Annotated in this window: 16 protein-coding genes and 2 pseudogenes; 9 read left to right on the top strand and 9 right to left on the bottom strand. The window is 63.8% G+C overall.

The annotated features are described in order from the left end of the window. The first annotated feature begins 15 nt into the window (after positions 1–15). Genes VGG53_RS04160 through VGG53_RS04145 form a run of 4 tightly spaced genes read left to right on the top strand, consistent with a single transcriptional unit; the run spans position 16 to position 4,738 of the window. A complete protein-coding gene (locus VGG53_RS04160; RefSeq protein WP_331516727.1) occupies positions 16–1,641 on the top strand; it encodes an acyl-CoA synthetase in 1,626 nt (541 codons plus the stop codon). Further along, on the top strand, positions 1,638–2,477 hold the full coding sequence (locus VGG53_RS04155) for an amidohydrolase family protein (RefSeq protein ID WP_331516726.1): 840 nt from the start codon (positions 1,638–1,640) through the stop codon (positions 2,475–2,477). The genes VGG53_RS04160 and VGG53_RS04155 overlap by 4 nt, the downstream gene beginning before the upstream one ends. 2 nt (positions 2,478–2,479) lie before the next feature. Further along, positions 2,480–3,526: an acyl-CoA dehydrogenase family protein gene (locus VGG53_RS04150; RefSeq protein ID WP_331516725.1), complete on the top strand. Its 1,047-nt coding sequence runs from the start codon at positions 2,480–2,482 to the stop codon at positions 3,524–3,526. A 15-nt stretch (positions 3,527–3,541) separates the two neighbouring features. After that, positions 3,542–4,738: an acyl-CoA dehydrogenase family protein gene (locus tag VGG53_RS04145; RefSeq protein ID WP_331516724.1), complete on the top strand. Its 1,197-nt coding sequence runs from the start codon at positions 3,542–3,544 to the stop codon at positions 4,736–4,738. 71 nt (positions 4,739–4,809) lie between these two features. On the opposite strand, the gene VGG53_RS04140 is transcribed toward VGG53_RS04145, so the two are convergent. The 4 genes from VGG53_RS04140 to VGG53_RS04125 form a co-directional block, all read right to left on the bottom strand. After that, positions 4,810–5,976, bottom strand: coding sequence for a thiolase family protein (locus VGG53_RS04140; RefSeq protein ID WP_331516723.1), 1,167 nt, complete (start codon positions 5,974–5,976; stop codon positions 4,810–4,812). 96 nt (positions 5,977–6,072) lie between these two features. Beyond that, positions 6,073–7,059 carry an aldo/keto reductase gene (locus VGG53_RS04135; RefSeq protein WP_331516722.1) on the bottom strand — a complete coding sequence of 329 codons (987 nt, stop codon included), beginning with the start codon at positions 7,057–7,059 and terminating at the stop codon, positions 6,073–6,075. 118 nt (positions 7,060–7,177) lie between these two features. Beyond that, a complete protein-coding gene (locus VGG53_RS04130; RefSeq protein ID WP_331516721.1) occupies positions 7,178–8,389 on the bottom strand; it encodes a cytochrome P450 in 1,212 nt (403 codons plus the stop codon). Positions 8,390–8,533: 144 nt separating this feature from the next. After that, positions 8,534–9,022, bottom strand: a complete 489-nt coding sequence (locus VGG53_RS04125) for a helix-turn-helix domain-containing protein (protein ID WP_331516720.1) — start codon at positions 9,020–9,022, stop codon at positions 8,534–8,536. A gap of 92 nt (positions 9,023–9,114) precedes the next feature. On the opposite strand from VGG53_RS04125, the gene VGG53_RS04120 reads away from it, so the two are divergent. Both VGG53_RS04120 and VGG53_RS04115 read left to right on the top strand, forming a co-directional pair. Then, a complete protein-coding gene (locus VGG53_RS04120) occupies positions 9,115–10,299 on the top strand; it encodes an acetyl-CoA C-acyltransferase (RefSeq protein WP_331516719.1) in 1,185 nt (394 codons plus the stop codon). Between the two features lie 14 nt (positions 10,300–10,313). Beyond that, positions 10,314–10,805 (top strand): DUF302 domain-containing protein, encoded by a 492-nt coding sequence (locus VGG53_RS04115; protein WP_331516718.1) that lies wholly within the window; start codon positions 10,314–10,316, stop codon positions 10,803–10,805. Between the two features lie 35 nt (positions 10,806–10,840). Here VGG53_RS04115 and VGG53_RS04110 read toward each other — a convergent pair whose 3' ends face one another. Then, positions 10,841–11,377, bottom strand: a complete 537-nt coding sequence (locus VGG53_RS04110; protein WP_331516717.1) for a hypothetical protein — start codon at positions 11,375–11,377, stop codon at positions 10,841–10,843. Positions 11,378–11,471: 94 nt separating this feature from the next. On the opposite strand from VGG53_RS04110, the gene VGG53_RS04105 reads away from it, so the two are divergent. After that, positions 11,472–12,785: a cytochrome P450 gene (locus tag VGG53_RS04105; protein ID WP_331516716.1), complete on the top strand. Its 1,314-nt coding sequence runs from the start codon at positions 11,472–11,474 to the stop codon at positions 12,783–12,785. A 25-nt stretch (positions 12,786–12,810) separates the two neighbouring features. On the opposite strand, the gene VGG53_RS04100 is transcribed toward VGG53_RS04105, so the two are convergent. The 3 genes and pseudogenes from VGG53_RS04100 to VGG53_RS04090 form a co-directional block, all read right to left on the bottom strand. After that, entirely contained in the window at positions 12,811–14,463 is a 1,653-nt protein-coding gene (locus tag VGG53_RS04100) for an acyl-CoA synthetase (RefSeq protein WP_331516715.1), read from the bottom strand. An 8-nt stretch (positions 14,464–14,471) separates the two neighbouring features. Continuing rightward, positions 14,472–14,642 (bottom strand): annotated as a pseudogene (locus tag VGG53_RS04095) (PaaI family thioesterase); the annotation flags it as partial. Beyond that, positions 14,629–15,270, bottom strand: a complete 642-nt coding sequence (locus VGG53_RS04090; protein WP_331516714.1) for a cysteine hydrolase — start codon at positions 15,268–15,270, stop codon at positions 14,629–14,631. The pseudogene VGG53_RS04095 and the gene VGG53_RS04090, both read right to left, overlap by 14 nt. 187 nt (positions 15,271–15,457) lie before the next feature. Here VGG53_RS04090 and VGG53_RS04085 point away from each other — a divergent pair, with 187 nt between their 5' ends. Beyond that, positions 15,458–15,898, top strand: a complete 441-nt coding sequence (locus tag VGG53_RS04085; protein ID WP_331516747.1) for a nuclear transport factor 2 family protein — start codon at positions 15,458–15,460, stop codon at positions 15,896–15,898. A 41-nt stretch (positions 15,899–15,939) separates the two neighbouring features. Further along, positions 15,940–16,995: a TIGR03857 family LLM class F420-dependent oxidoreductase gene (locus VGG53_RS04080; RefSeq protein WP_331516713.1), complete on the top strand. Its 1,056-nt coding sequence runs from the start codon at positions 15,940–15,942 to the stop codon at positions 16,993–16,995. Between the two features lie 95 nt (positions 16,996–17,090). Here VGG53_RS04080 and VGG53_RS04075 read toward each other — a convergent pair. Further along, a pseudogene (locus VGG53_RS04075) lies at positions 17,091–17,289 on the bottom strand (acetyl-CoA carboxylase carboxyltransferase subunit); the annotation flags it as partial.

The following is a 17,289-nucleotide window of genomic DNA, read 5'->3' as shown; positions in this document are numbered from 1 at the left end:
AGGCCGCGCGAAGCCATGAGCGAATGGACCATAGGTGCGGTCCTGGATGTGATCGCCGAGGTCATTCCCGACGCGACGATCACCGTCTGTGGTGGTCGTCGCAGGACGTTCGCCGAAGCCGCGGACCGCACCCGCCGGCTCGCAAACTTCTTTGCGACCAATGGCTTCGGCGCTCACCAGGAACGGGCGACCCTGCAGAACTGGGAATGCGGGCAAGACCGCGTCGCTCTCGTCATGCACAACGACCTGTACGTTGACATGGTCATCGGTTGCCTGAAGGCCCGCACCGTCCCGGTGAACGTCAACTACAACTACACGCCGCGCGAAGTTCGAGAACTGCTCGACTACGTCCGGCCTCGCGCCGTCATCTATCACAAGTCGCTCGGTGCAAAGTTCGCCGATGTGTTGACCCTTGATAGCTATGATCTGCTGCTGTCGGTCGATGACGGAAGTGATGCACCAGGGCTTCCCGGGGCGGTGCCTCTTGACGAAGCGCTGTCGCACGGGAATACCGACCAGAATGTGACCGCATCTCCAGATGACCTGCTGATGATCTGCACCGGTGGCACCACCGGCCGGCCCAAGGGCGTCCTCTGGCGGCAATCCGACATGTACGTCTCGTCGATGGTGGGCGCCGATCATGCTTCTGCTCAAGATATCCGGGACAAGGTGAGCCGCAACGCCGGATCGCCATGGTTCGCAGTGTCGCCGTTGATGCATGCAGCCGGCATGTGGACGGCGTTCTCGGCCATCATGGCCGGCCTGACCGTCGTACTCTACGACACCAGCAAGAAGCTCGACCCGTGTCTGGTATGGCAGATCGCGGAGCGCGAAAAGGTGGCCATGATGACGATGGTCGGCGACGCGTACGCCGCCCCTCTGGTCGCCGAGTTACGCCGAGGCAGCTATGATCTGTCGGTGCTGGCCGCGATCGGAACCGGCGGTGCTGCAACGAATCTCAAACACCAACAGGCGCTGCTGGAGCTGTTGCCTCAGCTCACTCTCATCAACGGATACGGGTCATCGGAGACCGGCAACATGGGATTCGGGCACAGCCGCTGCGACAGCCGAACCGGCACCTTTACCTTGCGCGAGGGTGGCCTGGTGCTGTCCGAGGACTACAGCCACTTTCTTTCCGCCGGCGACCGCGAGGTGGGCTGGGCCGCCAGGCAAGGCCGGATTCCCTTGGGATACCTCAACGATCCCGACGCCACCCGCAAGATATTTCCGGAGGTCGACGGTAAGCGCGTGGTGATATCGGGCGACCGCGCCGCGCTGGAAGCAGACGGGACGCTCCGGTTGTACGGCCGCGATTCGCTGGTGGTCAACACCGGCGGCGAGAAGGTGTTCGTCGAGGAAGTGGAAGAAGTACTGCGCGCGCATCCGGACATCGCCGATGCGTTGGTTGTCGGCCGTCCGAGTGAACGTTGGGGCGAGGAGCTGGTGGCCCTGATCCAGCCGCGCGATGGCGTGGACGCGGTAGAGGAGTTGCTGCACGCCCACTGCACATCGCAACTGGCCCGGTTCAAGGTTCCCAAAGAGTTCATTGTCGTCGAGCAGATCCGTCGCCTGGGCAACGGAAAGGCCGACTACCGCTGGGCGAAAAGGCAAGCGACAGAGAAGGCGCCGATGTCGACATGAACGCAACTCGTGTTATCGATTGCCTCGTCAACGTGCACTTCGGTGAGACCGAGAAGCAGCCCACGTGGATGCTCAAGGTCCGCGACGACTACTTCAAGGGCCCGGAGTCGATGTTCGCACCGGTAGACCTGTCGGCGTTACTCGACGAGATGGACGAGCACGGCGTGCGCAAGGCCGTGCTGATGGACAACCTCGCGAAGCCGTCGGTAACGGCGCGCAAATTCGTTGAAGCGAAGCCGGACCGGTTCGCGCTGGCGATGGGCGGCGTCAACCTGCTGCGACCGATGCCGTCGCTGCGCGAACTCAGTGCGGTGGCCAACGATCTCCCTGTCGCGTATACCGCTGTGGGGCCTAGCTTCTGGGGCGACGGCCAGTATCCGCCGAGTGACGCCGTCTACTATCCGCTCTACACCAAATGCGCCGAGATCGGCCTGCCGTTGTGCATCAATACCGGCCTTCCCGGGCCGCCGATTCCCGGCGAGGTGCAAAACCCCATTCACCTGGACCGCGTCTGCGTGCGGTTTCCCGAGCTGAAGCTGTGCATGATTCACGGCGCGGATCCCTGGTGGGAGATCGCCATCCGACTGCTCATCAAATACTCGAACTTGCACCTGATGACATCGGCTTGGTCGCCCAAGCGGCTACCGGACAGCCTGCTGCACTACATGCGGACCCGTGGACCGGACAAAGTGATCTATGCGTCGGACTGGCCGGTGTTGAAGATGCGTCGCGTCGTGCCCGAAGCGCAGTCGCTGGATCTGCCGGCCGAGGTCCTGGAGAACTATCTCTACAACAACGCGCAGACGTTCTTTTTCGAGGGCCAGAAGGAGCACTGACCATGGATCGTTACGAACTCCGCCGACTCGACTACAGCCTGACCGAGGATCATCAGGCGCTGCAGACTGCGTACCGAGACTTCTTCAAGACACACTGTCCGATCGAAACCGTGCGCGCCGCCGAGGAATCCGGCTTCGACAAAAGCCTGTGGGAGCGGTTGTGCGGGATGGGTGCGACGACCATGGCGTTGCCCGACGTGGTCGGGGGAGACGGCGCGACGCTGGTCGATTTGACGTTGGTCGCCGAGGAGATTGGTCGTTCGCTGGCACCCGTGCCCTGGATCGATCACGTGTGCGCAGCGCGGCTGCTCGCCCGGCTGGGTGCGGTGGAATCCGATGTCGTCAGCGGCAAGCAGATCACGGGGTTCGACGCACAGCACGACAGCGTGCGCGGGGTTCGGCTGATCCCGACCGGATCGATCGCGGATCAGATCGTCGTTCGCGACGGTAGTAGAGACGGGGCCGTGGTGCTCCTCAAATTCGACACCCGGCCGACAAAGGTGGACAACATCGGCCGGTTACCGATGGCGTGGGTCGATCCGGCTGCCGCCGACACCAGCGTCGTATTGGCAACCGGGCCCCAAGCCCTCGCGGAATACCAACGGGCGCTGGATGAGTGGCGAGTACTGATGGCCGCTGCGCTGACAGGGGTGGTGGAGGAGACGATGACCATCGCGGCGGAGTTCGCCAAGACCCGCTACACGCTGGGTGTGCCGATCTCGACGCTTCAGGGCATCTCCCATCCGCTCGCCAACATCGCGATCACCGTGCAAGGCGGCCGCAATCTGACGCGGCGTGCCGCGTGGTTCCTGGACAACGAACCCGACGAGCGGCCCGAGCTGGCGCCGTCGGCGTTCGTGTTCATGGCCGAGGAAGCGTCGAAGGCAGCGACCATGGCGGTGCATGTACAAGGCGGGCTCGGCGTTTCGGCGGAGGCCGCCGCGACCGCGTATCTGGTGCGCGCCCGGGGCTGGGCGCTCGCCGGTGGAGACCCCGGAGCCAGCGCCAAGTACATTGCCGAGCTTGTCGCCGCGCGCGAAAGCCGTTGAGGAAAGGGCAGGTAAGTGGATTTCTCACGAGTTACCCTCGCCGACGGCGATCAGACATTCCTCGACGAGGCCCGCGACTTTCTGAAGACCCAGGTGACCGACGAAGTCAGGCGGCGCGACCGCGAAACCGGTGACAACTTCGACGAGGGTGTGCATTTGGCGCTGGGCGCCGCCGGGTACCTGGAAGGCGAGTGGAAGGGGGCGTCCGACGGCGGCTTTTCCCGGGTGCGCCGTCGCATCTGGGAGCTGGAAAAGCGCCGGGCGCACGTTCCCTGGGTTACCTGGGGGACGACGGCGATGGTCGCGCGTTCGGTGGCGAAGTTCGGCTCACCGGAATTGCAATCCGAAGTCATGCCAAAAGTTTTCAGCGGCGAAGTACGGTTGTGTCTGGGCTACACCGAACCCGAAGGCGGCTCTGATATCGCGACCTGCAAGACCCGTGCCGTCCGTGACGGTGCAGGCTGGGTCGTCAACGGCTCGAAGATGTTCACCACCGGCGCGCACAAGTGCCAGTATGTCTTCCTGATCACCAACACCGATCCCGAGGCTCCAAAGCACAAGAGCCTAACCATGTTTCTGGTGCCGCTGGATTCCGCGGGTATCGACATCCAGGGCATCCGGACCGTCGACGGGGACCGCACCAATATCGTCTACTACAGCGACGTACGCGTCGACGACAAATACCGGCTCGGCGAGGTCAACGCGGGCTGGACGGTGCTGCGGGAACCGCTCAACACCGAGCACGGTGCCGTCGCCGCCTCATCGGATGGGTTACAAGACGTCTCGATCATGATGCATCAGGCCGGGTTCATGGCCTACGCGCTGGACCAGACCGCGGCCAAGCTCGCCGAGCGAGACCCGAACGGGCACAGGCTGGTTGACGATGAATCAGTGGCGTACCGGTTGGGCCGCAGCACCGCCCGGATCGAGGCGGCACTGAGCGCGCCGAGCATCTTCGGCCGGGTAGCGATCGCGCAGACCATGCGCGATGTCTCACCGGAGTTGATGGATATCCTCGGTACGGCGTCGACGCTGCCGCAGGGCACTGATGGTGCGGCAGATGACGGGGCATCAGAGTACGTCTACCGGTTCGCACCGTTGGTCGGGATCTACGGCGGCACCCTCGAAGTCTTCCGTAACATGATCGCGCAATACGTGCTCGGGCTGGGCAAGCCGAATTATTCGGCGCCCGCGCCCAAGCAAGCCTCCTGACACGCCGAACGTGCAATGACGGCGGTGGTCCTCGGCGTGTCGTCGCCATAGTTACACGCTCGTCGAAAACTTCAGGTCGTAAGGATGGTTGCGGCTGCGGTTCCGGGCGCACCATAGACCTGTGCGAACCCGACTTGTGGGGTTCCAGGGACCTGGCGTTCACCTGCCTCGCCACGCAGCTGCCGCACCAGCTCATGCATCTGCCGCAAACCTGATGCTCCGATCGGCTTGCCATTGGCAATCAGGCCGCCGTCGGTGTTGACCGGCATGGTGCCATTGATTTCCGTAGCGCCGTCGGCCAACAACTTCTCCTGCTCACCGTCGGCGCAGAATCCTGCCTCGGCGATGTGGATGATCTCCGCGCCGGCGTCGGTGTCCTGCAACTGGATGACGTCGACGTCCTGAGGCGCCACGCCCGCTTTCTCGAATGCGGCTTGCGCGGCGTAGACGGTCGGCGAGACATCCTCGTCGACCGGGGCATAAGTGGTGTTCACCTCGTACGCGCCGTAACGGCGGGTGCGGATTTCCACCGCCCGCACATAGACCGGCTTGGCGGCGAACCGGTGCGCGATATCGGCGTGACACATCACGACGGCGGCCGCGCCCTCGTCGGGAGCACAGAACATGTATTGAGTCAGCGGGTAGTTCAGTATCGGTGAGGCCAGGATGGCCTCTTCGGAGATCGGTTTACGTCGGAAGGCGTTGGCGTTCAACGCGCCGTTACGAAAGTTCTTCGCGGCGATTTTGGCCAGCGTGCCGGTCGAGATGCCGTGGTCGTGGAGGTATCGGTTGGCCTTCATCCCGAAGAACTGAGTGGTGAGGTATTGGCCATTCTGCGCGTACCAGCTCGGCATTCCCACCAGCGCGGGATCTTCGGTGAAGGCTCCGCGCGGATGCTTGTCCATTCCCACCGCGATGCCAATGTCGTAGTCGCCCAGCCGGATGCTGTCAGCGCACAATTTGGTTGCGTTGGTTGCGCTGGCCGCGGTGGCGCAGGCATTGAACACGTCGGTGAACGGGATGCCGGTAAGACCAACCATGCCAACGATGGCGTCGGGGTTGGCCACCGTCCAGCTGCCGCCGACGGCGAATTGGACGTCCTTCCATCCGACACCCGCGTCGGCAAGCGCGAGCCCGATGGCGTCGGCGGCCATCTGCATCGCCGATTTACCCTCGAAGCGGCCGAAGGGGTGCAGACCCACGCCGATGATGGCTACCTCGTTCGTATTCCGGCTCACGCGATGGCTCCCGATTCTGCAACGCCTTGCAACCTGATGCGTCACGGCGTGACTGAAGAATACTACTGTAACGCTTACGGTTGAAAGCCCAAGATCTCAGCTCGCCTTGGCATGCATCTCGGGATAAGGGCCGCCGACCGGCGTTGCCGATTGCAGGATGTTGTCCACCGCGGCGAGGTCTGCCTCGCAGAGCGACACATCGGCCGCCCCGGCGCTGTCCTGCAGGTAAGTGAGGTGTTGTGCACCGACGATGGCGACCTGCACGCCGGGTTGCGCGAGGGTCCATGCGATGGCCAACTGGCTGATGGTGAAGCCGAGCTCGGCGGCCAAGTGTTGAAGTTGTGCCACCACATCAAGATTGCGCAGATAGCCGTCGCCGGTAAAGATGTCGCTCTTGGCGCGCCAGTCTCCGGCGGAGAAGCTGGTGTCACGCTTCATGGTTCCGGTCAGCAGTCCGTGCGCCAGCGGCCCGTACACCATCACCCCGATGTCGTGGTTGTGGCAGTACGGCAGCAGCTGATCTTCGATGTCGCGGCGAAACAGGTGGTAGGGCGGCTGCACCACCTCGACAGGAAGCGTGGCCGAAAAGTCATCCACCTGTGCGGCGTCGTAGTTCGACACGCCCACGTGCCGGATCTTGCCTTCCGACACGAGATCTCCAAGCGCGCCGGCGGTTTCGGATGCGGGAAGCTTGGTGTCGGGCCAGTGCACCAGGTACACGTCGATATAGTCGATGCCGAGCGCACTGAGGCTGGATTCGACACCTTTGCGCAACCATTCCGGGCTTGCGTCGCGGACCAGGCCGTTATCTGTCGCTCGCAGACCGCCTTTCGTGGCAATCACCACATCGTCCCGGTTCCGCGCGATATCGCTGCGAAGTGCCTTACCGAGGATGCGCTCGGATGCTCCGAATCCGTACTGCTGTGCGGTGTCAAAGAAATTGATCCCGAGGTCGCGGGCACGCTGAATCATTGTGATCGCGGCGTCCTCATCGGCATGGCCCCAGTCACTGGAGAACTCCCACGTTCCGAAGGCCAGCCGGGAAACCTCGAGTCCCGTCTTACCGAAGGTGGTGGTTTTCATATGAACCTCCTAGTTGGGTAGACGTCCGTCGCAGCCTAGGACGCTCGGTGCTCCCGGGTGCGCGGAGGTGCCCCCCGGCGTTAGGTGCGATACCCAATCTCCGACGAGAAAAACTTGGCTACTTCGTGTCAAATGCGACCGGAAGTGCGGTGGGCGAGCGGAAGGGCTGGCCATAGATGTGTGGGTCGTCGTCGGTGACGAGCTTGACGTTGGTCACTCGGCTCAGCAGACACTCCAGGGCTACCCGGGTCTCCATGCGTGCCAAGTGCAGACCCAGGCAGGTGTGTTCGCCGGCGGCGAAGGAGATGTGCGGCATCTGTCTGCGGAAGATGTCGAATTCCTCGGATCTTTCCCAGCGGTGCCGGTCGCGATTGGCCGAGCCGATGCACAGGTCGACTGCCGACTGTGCGGGTATCTTAACTCCTTGTAGCACAGTGTCTTCGGTGGTGAAGCGTTGCACTGTGGTCAGTGGTGTCTCGAAGCGCAGGCCTTCTTCGATCGCTTGTGCGATCAAGGTGCGATCGGCTTGAACCGCGGCAAACTGCTCGGGATGGGTGAGCAGCAAGAACAGCAGGTTGCCCGATGAGCGGTAGGTGGTTTCCAATCCGGCGGGCAGCAGCAGCCGCAGGAATGAGTAAATGGCTTCATCGCTGAGCTTTTCGCCGTCAATCTCCGCGGTGACCAGGTTGCCGATGATGTCCTCGGTCGGTTTGGCTCGGCGCTGCTCTATTTGTTCGAGGAAATAGTCTTTCAGTGCGGCAGAGGCCTCGAACGCGCGCTCGTATTTGACGGTGTAGTTGATCAACTGCACCGCGCGCCGGCGGAAGGCCGGCAGGTCATCGGCTGGCAGGCCCAGGAGTTTCGCGATGACGCGCGTCGGAAATTCGAAGGTGAAGTCGCGGACGAGATCAGCTTGCCCGGCATCGATGAACTCGTCGATCAACGCCTCGCAGATCGGCCGCACGATCGTGGGTTCCCAGCGCGCGAGTGCCTTGGACTTGAACGCCGCTGACACCAGATTGCGGTGTTCGCGATGCTTCTTACCCTCCATCGCCAAGATGGAGGGACCGATGAACAGGCCGATCGTGTTGTCGTAGTAGGTCGAGCTGAATGTCTGTCCGTCGCGAAAGGCAGCGTTCACCGCGTCGAAGGACATAGCGGCGAAGGAGTTATTGGGCCGCAGCGATTCTAGGGTTTTGGAGTAGTCGACGACCGTTCCGTGGAACACGCCCGCGCCGTCGCGCTTCTGGGCGAAGTAGGGATACGGGTTACGGATGAAGCCGGCAGGTCTGTCGCCGTCGGTGGCGGCGTCCCGAAGTTGACCTTCCACCGCTGTTCTCCAGCTTCGTCGAGCGACCGGCGTCCCGCCGCATGATCGTACTGTAAATCTTACAGTAGCGTATATCGGCCAAGTTGGCGGAAGCGAGCTGACCGGCCGCGAACTCCCTGGCCGAACAGATCGAGAGACGCGGGCTCAGCGGTTGTGGCCCCGGCTCCGTCGGGCCAATTCCATGCCGACTTCATCGGCCAGCACCGGATGGCCTTTGGCGCAGCGGACTTCGACGGATGCCTCGGCGCCGCAATCGAGATGGATGAGCCGCAGTCGGTTGCGGTTCGGCAGGTGATGCTGACCCCATTGGAACATCGCCCACACCACCGGCATGAAATCGTTGCCGGCTTCGGTGAGCACGTACTCGTCGCGGGTGCGCTGCCCCGGCTCGCGATATGGCTGCCGCGTCAGCAGGCCGAGGTCGACCAGTTCGGACAACCGCGCGGCGGCGGCGGCCTTGGTGATCCCCGCCCGGCGGGCGAAGTCATCGAATCGGGTGGTGCCGTAGTAGGCCTCGCGCATGATCAGCATCGTGGACTTGGTGCCGAGAACCGACATCGTTTTTTCGATCGAGCATTCGCCGACCGCCGACCATGCCTCGCGGTCAGCCAGCACGCCTTGCAGGAGTGGCACAGATCACCTCCATTCTGGGTTGTCCCCACTATACCTAGGTGTTATAGCTGAGTATAGCTAAATATACCTAGAGGTGCACTCAAGGAGGATTCATGGCATATCAGGATCGCGACGCCGTCATCGTTGGCGCGGTGCGCACGCCTGTCGGCAAGGGCAAGGCTGGTGGCGGCCTGCACGACGTACTTCCGGCCGACCTGTTGGCGCACAGCCTGCGTGAGTTGGTGGCGCGTACGGGTGTCGAACCGGCACAGATCGACGACGTCATCGCGGGGGCGGTGACTCAGGTGGGCGACCAGGCCGTCAACATCGCACGCAATGCGCTGCTGGGAGCGGGATTCCCGGAGTCGGTTCCGGGCACGACGGTCGACCGCCAGTGCGGCAGCAGCCAACAGGCGATCAGTTTCGCCGCCCAGGGTGTCATCGCCGGCGCGTACGACGTCGTCGTTGCCGCCGGTGTGGAATCCATGAGCCGGGTGCCAATGGGCAGCTCGGTCCTGCCCGGCAGCAACCCGTTTGGTGAAGGCATGGCAAGCCGTTATCCCGAAGGCCTTGTGCCGCAGGGTATCAGCGCTGAACTCATCGCGGCCCGCTGGGGCTTGTCCCGGGTCGAACTCGACGAGTTCTCGGCGGCCAGCCACGAGAAGGCCGCGCGGGCGACCAAGGAGGGCTTGTTCGACAATGAGCTGGCGCCGATCGCCGGGTTGAGCACGGACGAGATCATCCGGCCCGGTACCACCGTCGAGACCCTGGCCGGGCTCAAGCCGGCCTTCTACAACCCGGCGGTGGCTGAGCGTTTTCCGCAGATCAATTGGGCGATCACGCCGGGTAACTCCTCGCCGCTGTCGGACGGCAGCGCCGCCGTGCTGATCACCAGCGGTGCGGCCGCCAAGAAGCTGGGCCTGCGGCCGCTCGCCCGGATACACACCGCCACCGCGGTGGGCTCGGATCCGCTCTACATGCTGACCGGCGTGATTCCGGCCACCGAGAAGGTCCTGCATCGTGCCGGTCTCACGCTCGCGGACATCGACCTGTTCGAGGTCAACGAGGCGTTCGCCCCGGTCGTGCTGGCCTGGGCCAAAGACACCGGGGCCGATCTGGCCAAGACAAACGTGAACGGCGGCGCGATCGCCATCGGACACCCGTTGGGCGCCAGCGGTGCTCGCATCATGACCACGCTGGTCAACGCCCTCGAACAGCGCGGCGGTCGGTACGGTCTGCAGACCATGTGTGAGGGCGGCGGCATGGCCAACGCCACCATCATCGAGCGGCTCGGATAGAAGGAAGGCGCAACATGTCCACATCTGAAATCCACTTCGACGGAGTCCGCGTGCGCTATGACAGCGCCAAGAGTTACGACGAACTGGTCGCGGCGCTGTTGGCCGACATCGGCGAAAAGCCGATCCGGATCGACGACTTCGCGAAGTCATTTGACAGCTGGGACTCCTACCAGCGAGAGGTCCAATCCCATGTCGGGCCAAGCGGATTCATGTTGTTCGGCCTGTTGAACCACGGCGACTGGATCACGAAGGCCGGCGTCGACCGCAAGGCGCTACGCGTCGTCCTCGGGAATCCGCTGCTCGCGATCACGATGCTGCGACACGACGTGAGCGCGGGGCTGTTCGCGCCCGTCGAGCTCTTGATTCTCGACGAGCCCGGCGGCAGTAGCCTCACCTACGTCAAACCCTCGTCGCTGATGGTGGTCGAAGACAACCCCGAATTGCTCAGCGCTGCAGAAAGACTCGACGCAAAGCTGACTGCACTGGCCGCCAAGGTGACTGGCTAGCTCACGGGCAGGTGCCTAGGGCGTGCCGCGCCGGCTCAGAGCCAGCCGGTGCGCGCGGCCGCAACCGGTTCGGCGGGTACCGGAGCCAAGTGCCCGCTCTGCACGCCGTCGAGCATCCGCTTCACCGCGGCGACAATCTCGGGGCCTGCGGCGGCGAGTCCGGCCTTATCGGCGTCGCCGACCTCGTTCGCGTCGACACCTGCCCGGGCCAGCACGGTGTCCGGGTCGGCAAGTTGCCCGGCCAGCCAGGACAGCGGGTCGGCCGACAGCTCGGGAACAAAGTGCCGGCGGCCGGGCTCCCAGCCGCTGAACCGGGGGTGATGATGGGCCCGGTCGAGTGTCCCGGGCGGGCTCGCCGTCGACCCGAACAGGTCCACCCGCCACACCGGTCGGGTGAAGGTGATCGGGACACCGGCGTAGATGGATCCCTGGGGCTCGGCCCGGTCGACTAGGCGGAGTTCCAATCTGACTCCACGTTCCGGGGACTCCTGACCTTCGATCGGCGTCGGGTCAACGAAGTACATGTCTCCGACGACCACACCCATGGTTTCGAATCCGAACGCTGTGAACATCGCGTACCTTTCCTCTTCCCTACTCGAGGGTAGACCCAGGTGGCGGCAGAGCATTAGGCTCATGCGCAGCCGATTTCCTCAGGAGCGTGGGCACATGGAGGTGCCGGTCCGGGACTGGACGCATTGGGCGATGGGGTATGGACTCCCACGTGCGTCGCTGAAACTGCTTGCGCGGCGCGGTGATCCGCTGGCGCGGCTGCTGACAATCGACACCAATCCGGTCGACGACATCTATCCGCTAATCGAGCAAGTCCGGCGGCGCGGACGGATGTCTGCGATACCAGGGGCGGGTTGGGTCACCGCTGACGCGCAGATTGTGCGTGAGCTGCTCCGCGACGGCCGGTTCAGGACCATAAAACCTCGGGATCGGTCACATTTTCGTGTCATCCAGTGGCTTCTGGCCAAGACCGACCCCGGCGTGCTGAACCCGATCGAACCGCCGTCCATGTTGGTCACCGATCCGCCCGAGCACACGCGGCTACGTCGCCCGGTCTCGCGGGCATTCACCCCACGGGCGCTCGACAGACTTCGCACCCGGATTCACGAAATAGCCGAGGGACTGCTTTGCGATCTGGAGGGCAACGCGGAGTGCGATTTGGTCGCCGAATACACCTCGAGGATTCCCATCGCGGTCATCGCCGAGATGATGGCGATGCCACCCGACGAGACGCGCTATCTTCAGGAAGTCGCCGATACCACAACGAGATTGATCGGCAGCACCACCGCATCTTGGCGCGACTTTCGGTTCGCCATGAATGTTCTGCGCGGGTTCGACCAGTACCTCGCTGAGCATGTCGAGCGGCTAAGTGAAGACGCGGGCAACAGCATCCTGTCCAATGTTGTACACAACGGCGACTTGAACGAAATCGAGGTCAGGATGCTCGCGGGGCTGCTGCTCGGCGCCGGGTTCGTCACCACGAGCCATGCCTTGGGCAAGGCCGTCGTAACGCTCGTGGGTCACCCGGATCAGCTGGCCGCGCTCTGCGCGAACCCCGAGGGATGGCCCGAGGCAGTCGAGGAGATCCTGCGCTATGACACGCCGGCACAGGTGGTGCCGCGGGTCGCCACCGAAGACGTTGACATCCACGGATATCCCCTTCGGGCAGGCGACGCGCTGTTCCTGCTAGCGGGCGGGGCCAACCGCGACCCGGCAGCCTTCGAAAACCCCGATACCTTCGACACAACCCGCGCGAACGCCCGCGAACACGTCAGCTTCGGTACTGGCGTGCACGCCTGCCTGGGTGCGGCACTGGCGCGGATGGAACTACACGTCGGCCTGCAGTCGTTGTTCGAGCACTTCCCCGAGCTGACGCTGGCCGGCCAACCGACCTTCAACAACAGCATCGGACTGCACGGACTCAAATATCTACCGGTGTCACTCCGAGCGGCGAATGCCGTCGCCCGCTAGCGCCGGACTTCGTCGTCGGCCATCGCTATGGCTCGGTGATCGCTTGTTCGTGAGCCCACCGGTAGTCAGCCTTGCCTGACGGGTTGCGCTCGATGACGGTACGGAAGACGATCGCTTTCGGAAGTTTGTACCGGGCCAATGTCTGTGCGGCATGGTCGATCAACTCGCCGGCGTCGGCACTCGCGCCATCGGCTAGAGCAACGACGGCGACGACTTCTAGACCCCACCGCTCGCTGGGCCGACCGGTGACGACCACGTCGGCCACCGCGGGATGCGAGGCGATCGCCGTTTCGACTTCCTCGACGAAGATCTTTTCGCCGCCGGAGTTGATCGTCACCGAATCGCGCCCCAGCAGCTCGATGCGGCCGTCGGCACGATGGCATGCCCGGTCACCGGGTATCGCATATCGCACACCGTCGATCACCGGGAAGGTGGCCGCCGTCTTGGCGGCGTCGCCTTTGTAGCCCAGCGGGACGTAGCCCCGTTGGGCGAGCCAGCCCATGCCGTCGTGACCCCGTTGCAGGATCGATCCGAGGTCCTCGGCGGCGACGAAGGTATCCGGTCCGGCATTGAAGGTGCCCGTCGACACCGTTCCCGACGTCGACATGTGGTGCATCTGTGCACCGGTCTCCGACGATCCCACGCCGTCGACGACGACGGCGTTCGGCAGAACTTCGATCAAGCGCTGCTTGACGTACGGGGTCAACAGTGCCCCGCCATTGGCCACCACGGCCAGCGACGACACGTCAGCGATGCCCTTCTCGATGGCGGCCACCAACGGTCGCGCCATCGCGTCGCCGACCACCGTTACGGTCATCACCTTCTCGCGCTCGATCGTGCGCACCACGTCGTCGGCGTCCAAATGATCGACAACAGAAGGGAAGACGACCGTCTGTCCCGTCGTGATCGCCGTCATCACACTCCACTGCGCGGCACCGTGAATCAGCGGCGGCAGAATCATCAGCTTGGTGCCAGGGCCCCCGGCCACTTGTGCCGCGATCTCGTCGAGTGAGTTGGTGGGTTCGCCGGTCATCAGATTTCGCCCGCCAAACGACGTCATGAAGATGTCATGCTGGCGCCACAGCACACCTTTCGGCATTCCGGTGGTGCCACCGGTGTAGAGCACGTACAGATCATCCGGCGAGTGCTCGACGGCCGGCATCGACGACTCTGCGCCGACCACGGTCTCGTAGTCGACGGCGCCGTACAGCAACTCGTTACCCGAGTCATCCGCGATTTGAATCAGAACTCGCAGCTGCGGAAGCTCCGGCAACACCTCGGCCACCCGCGGCGCGAACGCGGCGTGATAGATCAACGCGGTTGCACCCGAATCGGCGAGCAGATACTGCAACTCGCTCTTGACGTAGCGGAAGTTGACATTGAACGGGGCGACCCGTGCGGCGAATGCACCGAGTAACGCCTCGACGAATTCGTTGCCGTTGTAGGCGTACAGGCCAATGAGATCCTGCCCGACCTCGTGGCCGTCGAGCGCCGATCGCTCAGTCCGGCAACCCAGACCGCGCGAGCACAGGTATGCGGCCAGACGCTTGGACCGCTCGACGATGTCCGCATAGCTGTAACGCGTATCGCCTTGAATGATCAACTCGCGGTCCGGAATCGTCGCCGCGACGGCTGCGGCGACGGCGGGCACGGTGAATTCGACTGCGGTGTCGGACATCAGGCCTCTCACGGCTGGTGCGGAAGTAAGCGAACCATCAGGCCGTCGGCTTCGCTGAGTACTGCGCTGTCGGCCGCGGCCATGGTAGCGGTGATGAAAACCTTCCTACCATCGATCTCGGTCATCGCGCCGCGAACCTGCAGCGGCTGGTCTGTCGGGGTGATCTTACGATAGTCGACCTGCCCGCGCGTCAGGTTGGCGCCACGCCTGGAGCAGTTCTTCGGTGCTGGTGATTGTCGCCAACAGCGACAGGGTGTTGTCGATGATCGCGTCGCCATAGGCGGTAGGTATTCCGGCGACGGCGTCGCGCGGCACGACGACATGATAGGCGGCATTCACCGCGTCCATGACCACGTTGAGGATGGCGATGTTCAGCGACACCCCGACCACCACGATGGTCGACACCCCGAGGTTGCGCAGCACGGGGTCCAGATCGGTACCACCCATCGGGCCCACCCCGTGCCGCCTGCTGAGAACGAGATCGGTTGGCTCTGGCCCTAACTCGGCTAGCACGGCAGCTCCGGGTGTGCCCGGAACAATGTTCACCTCGCCGCGTCCGATGGCGAAAATCTTGGCGTTGTGGTTGGACCCGAGCCCGTCGGGCCGTCGTTGGACCACGCAGTGCACCACCCGCACCCCTGCGGCTCGCGCCACCGGCAGCAGCCTGGTGATGTTGGGCAGCGCGACCCGGCGTGCTTCTTCGGCGAGGAGCGCCAGTCCGGCGTCCGGGCCGATGACGGCGCCCTGGCATTCCTGGGTGACGATCGCGGTGTGCCCGGGTGCGGCGAGTTCAGCGAGAGCAGTCATACCGGGACTTCGTAGAACTGAGTCACCCACTTACGCAGTGCCATATACCCTTTCGCGTCGACCTCGGACATGAACCAGCCGGTGACTTTCCAGGTGAACGGGACCTTCACCCATCAGCCTCCTGCACTTCTAGCCGTGATACTAAGCACGCTACAGTATAGGTTTCAGGTCGAGGAGGCGTTGCGTGGTGGCTGATGAACTCGAAGCGATCAGGCAGTTGAAGGCACGCTACTGCCGCTTTCTCGATGCCAAGGACGCCGAGGGATGGCGCAGTGTGTTCACCACCGATGTGGTGGTCCTGCTGGACATGGCGGTGTCCACCGGTGGAGCCGACCCGATGACGGCCCCGGCGGTCGAGGGCGTCGACAACTTCGTCCCGGTGGTGTTGGCCAGTCTCGAGAATGCGGCCACCATGCACCACTGCCACACTCCGGAAATCACCCTCACGTCGCCGGTGACCGCCACCGGCATTTGGGCCATGGAGGACTGGATCATCTTCGGTAACGGCAGCGAGTTGCACGGCGCCGGTCACTACCATGAGACCTACGAGAAGCAGGACGGCACCTGGCGGATCAAAACGCTGCACCTGACCCGAACTATTCAGCAGATCAGCGGTGACGGGGGTTGAGTGCAGCGGGCCCGACGTTGTTACCGGCAAGGAGTGTGGCATTGAACGCTCGCGCGCTTGACGAGCTGGGCTACTACCTGCTGGCCGGAGCCGGCGGTGCGGGGCCGGCGGGCTTGATGGACGAGGCCCGTCGCGGCGAGGAGCTGGGTTTCGGCACCGCGTTCATTTCCGAACGTTGGAACGTCAAGGAGGCGTCGTCGCTCGTAGGCGCAGCGTGTGCGGTGACCAGTCAGATGCAGATCGCCACCGCCGCAACCAATCACAACACTCGCCATCCGCTGATCACCGGATCCTGGGCGACAACCATGCACCGGTTGTCCGGTGGTCGCTTCACCCTCGGCGTGGGCCGCGGTATCGCTACGATCTACGGCGCGTTCGGCATTCCGGCGGTGACGACCGCGCAGATGGAGGATTGGGCTCAGGTCATGCGCCGGCTATGGCACGGTGAGGTGATCATCAACCATGACGGCCCAATGGGCAAGTACCCCATCCTTTTTCTCGACCCGGACTTCAACGAGGACATTCGGCTCGCCTTGGTGGCGTTCGGGCCCAACACGCTGGCGCTGGGCGGCAGGGCCTTCGATGACGTCATCCTGCACACCTACTTCCCGCCGGAGACGCTGCAGCGCTGCGTCACAACGGTGAAGTCCGCTGCCGAAAAGGCCGGCCGCGACCCCGACAGTGTACGAGTGTGGTCCTGTTTCGCCACGGTCGGCGACCACCTCCCAGAACAGCTTCGGTTGAAGAAGACCGTCGCCCGACTGGCCACCTACCTCCAGGGCTACGGAGACCTGTTGATGCGGACCAACGATTGGGATCCAGTTGTTCTGCAACGGTTTCGGGCTGACTCGGTGGTGACGTCGATCGCCGGTGGGATCGACCACAAGGCCACGCCCGAGCAGATTGAGCACATCGCGACACTGATTCCCGACGAGTGGCTGGAGCCGTCGGCGACCGGCTCGGCCCAGCAGTGTGTGGACCGCATCCGTAAGGAATTCGACTACGGGGCCGACGCGGTGATCATGCATGGTGCGACGCCGGACGAACTCGAGCCCATCATCAGCGCCTTTCGCGCCACCGCCGGCAGCCCGAAGTGATGGGCGATGTGCCCACCTTCGAGCGATAACTGTTCCGTCGCAAGCCGAGTCGTGTGGCGGGAGTGGCGTAGCCGACCAGCCACCCGCCTACCGACTCACGGCATGATGACGGTCCGGGACACCGGTTCGGCGGCCGCCTGCCGGCTCGACAGCCCTCGCCGCAGTGAAGCTATCAGCGCGTCGCGTGTTTCGCGGGGATCGATCAGCTCGTCGAAACCCATGTGCTCGGCGGAGCGGTAGGACGCCTGCAGCTCCGCATCGCGCAGTTTCGCGGTGAGGTCGTCGCCGGCGTGC

The sequence above is a fragment of the Mycobacterium sp. genome (assembly GCF_036490025.1).
Classification (GTDB): Bacteria; Actinomycetota; Actinomycetes; order Mycobacteriales; family Mycobacteriaceae; genus Mycobacterium.
The sequence above is the reverse complement of the archived record's forward strand: the minus strand, read 5'-3'. Positions and strand labels throughout refer to the sequence as shown.

Excerpts from the sequence above, each read along its gene's own strand:
- VGG53_RS04160 (WP_331516727.1), top strand. The coding sequence starts at position 16 with ATGAGCGAATGGACCATAGGTGCGGTCCTGGATGTGATCGCCGAGGTC.
- VGG53_RS04155 (WP_331516726.1), top strand. The coding sequence starts at position 1,638 with ATGAACGCAACTCGTGTTATCGATTGCCTCGTCAACGTGCACTTCGGT.
- VGG53_RS04150 (WP_331516725.1), top strand. The coding sequence starts at position 2,480 with ATGGATCGTTACGAACTCCGCCGACTCGACTACAGCCTGACCGAGGAT.
- VGG53_RS04135 (WP_331516722.1), bottom strand. The coding sequence starts at position 7,059 with ATGAAAACCACCACCTTCGGTAAGACGGGACTCGAGGTTTCCCGGCTG.
- VGG53_RS04120 (WP_331516719.1), top strand. The coding sequence starts at position 9,115 with ATGGCATATCAGGATCGCGACGCCGTCATCGTTGGCGCGGTGCGCACG.
- VGG53_RS04115 (WP_331516718.1), top strand. The coding sequence starts at position 10,314 with ATGTCCACATCTGAAATCCACTTCGACGGAGTCCGCGTGCGCTATGAC.
- VGG53_RS04110 (WP_331516717.1), bottom strand. The coding sequence starts at position 11,377 with ATGTTCACAGCGTTCGGATTCGAAACCATGGGTGTGGTCGTCGGAGAC.
- VGG53_RS04105 (WP_331516716.1), top strand. The coding sequence starts at position 11,472 with ATGGAGGTGCCGGTCCGGGACTGGACGCATTGGGCGATGGGGTATGGA.
- VGG53_RS04100 (WP_331516715.1), bottom strand. The coding sequence starts at position 14,463 with ATGTCCGACACCGCAGTCGAATTCACCGTGCCCGCCGTCGCCGCAGCC.
- VGG53_RS04090 (WP_331516714.1), bottom strand. The coding sequence starts at position 15,270 with ATGACTGCTCTCGCTGAACTCGCCGCACCCGGGCACACCGCGATCGTC.